Origin of the sequence: Pedobacter petrophilus, assembly GCF_009674725.1 — a bacterium.
In the GTDB taxonomy this organism is placed as follows: Bacteria; Bacteroidota; Bacteroidia; order Sphingobacteriales; family Sphingobacteriaceae; genus Pedobacter; species Pedobacter petrophilus.
On record NZ_WKKH01000112.1, the window covers coordinates 1 to 1,341 of the forward strand.

Sequence of the window (1,341 nt, forward strand, 5' to 3'; positions counted from 1 at the left end):
GCGTTACAAACTGGCGATAGCTTCACAGGCAGCCTAACCAGACAACCTGGAGAAAATGCAGGTACTTATGCGATCAACCAGGGAACGCTTGCATTAAGTAGTAATTACACTTTGACTTACAACAGTGCTGACTTAACTATTGGAGCAAGAACTATAACGGTAACTGCGGTAGCAAAAAGCAAAACCTTTGGTGATACTGATCCGGCATTGACTTATACTTTCAGTCCGGCATTGCAAACTGGAGATACTTTCACAGGAAGCTTAACCAGACAACCAGGCGAGAGCGTAGGCACGTATGCGATTAATCAAGGTACGCTTGCTTTAAGTAGTAATTACACTTTGACCTACAACAGTGCTAACTTAACAATCGGAGCGAAAGCTATCACGGTAACTGCAGCAGCGAAAAGCAAAACCTTTGGCGATGCTGATCCGGCACTGACTTATACTTTCAGCTCGGCGTTACAAACTGGCGATAGCTTTACCGGAAGCCTAACCAGACAACCCGGAGAAAATGCAGGCACTTATGCGATCAATCAGGGAACGCTTGCATTAAACGGTAATTATACTTTAATCTATGCAGGTTCAGATTTAACAATCGGAGCGAAAACCATAACGGTAACTGCAGCAGCGAAAAGCAAAACCTTTGGCGATGCTGATCCGGCACTAACTTATACTTTCAGCCCGGCGTTGCAAACAGGTGATACTTTCACAGGAAGCTTAACCAGACAGCCTGGAGAAAACGCAGGCACTTATGCGATTAATCAAGGTACGCTTGCACTGAACGGTAATTATACTTTAACTTATGTTGGTGCAGATTTAACAATTAGTGCGAAAGCAATAACAGTTACAGCGGCAGCGAAAAGCAAAACTTTTGGCGATACTGATCCGGCACTGACTTATACTTTCAGTCCGGCGTTACAAACAGGTGATACTTTCACAGGATCACTGATCAGACAACCCGGAGAAAATGCAGGTACTTATGCGATCAACCAGGGAACGCTTGCACTGAACGGTAATTATAATTTGACCTACCTAGGTGCTAACTTAACGATCGGTGCAAAAGCAATAACAGTTACAGCGGCAGCGAAAAGCAAAACTTTTGGCGATGCTGATCCGGCGTTGACTTATACTTTCAGTCCGGCATTACAAACAGGCGATACTTTCACAGGAAGCTTAACCAGGCAACCTGGAGAAAATGTAGGAACCTATGCAATCAACCAAAGTACGCTTGCACTGAACGGTAATTATAATTTGACCTATGTTAGTGCAGATTTGACAATCGGAGCGAAAGCCATCACGGTAACTGCGGCAGCGAAAAGCAAAACCTTTGGCGATGCTGAT

General features: G+C 44.4%; 1 protein-coding gene. It reads left to right on the forward strand.

Translation table 11 applies throughout. From position 1 onward, the window contains the following. Window positions 1–1,341, forward strand: a 1,341-nt coding sequence (locus GJU39_RS23475) for an MBG domain-containing protein (protein ID WP_280790429.1), incomplete at both ends; no start/stop codon positions are given.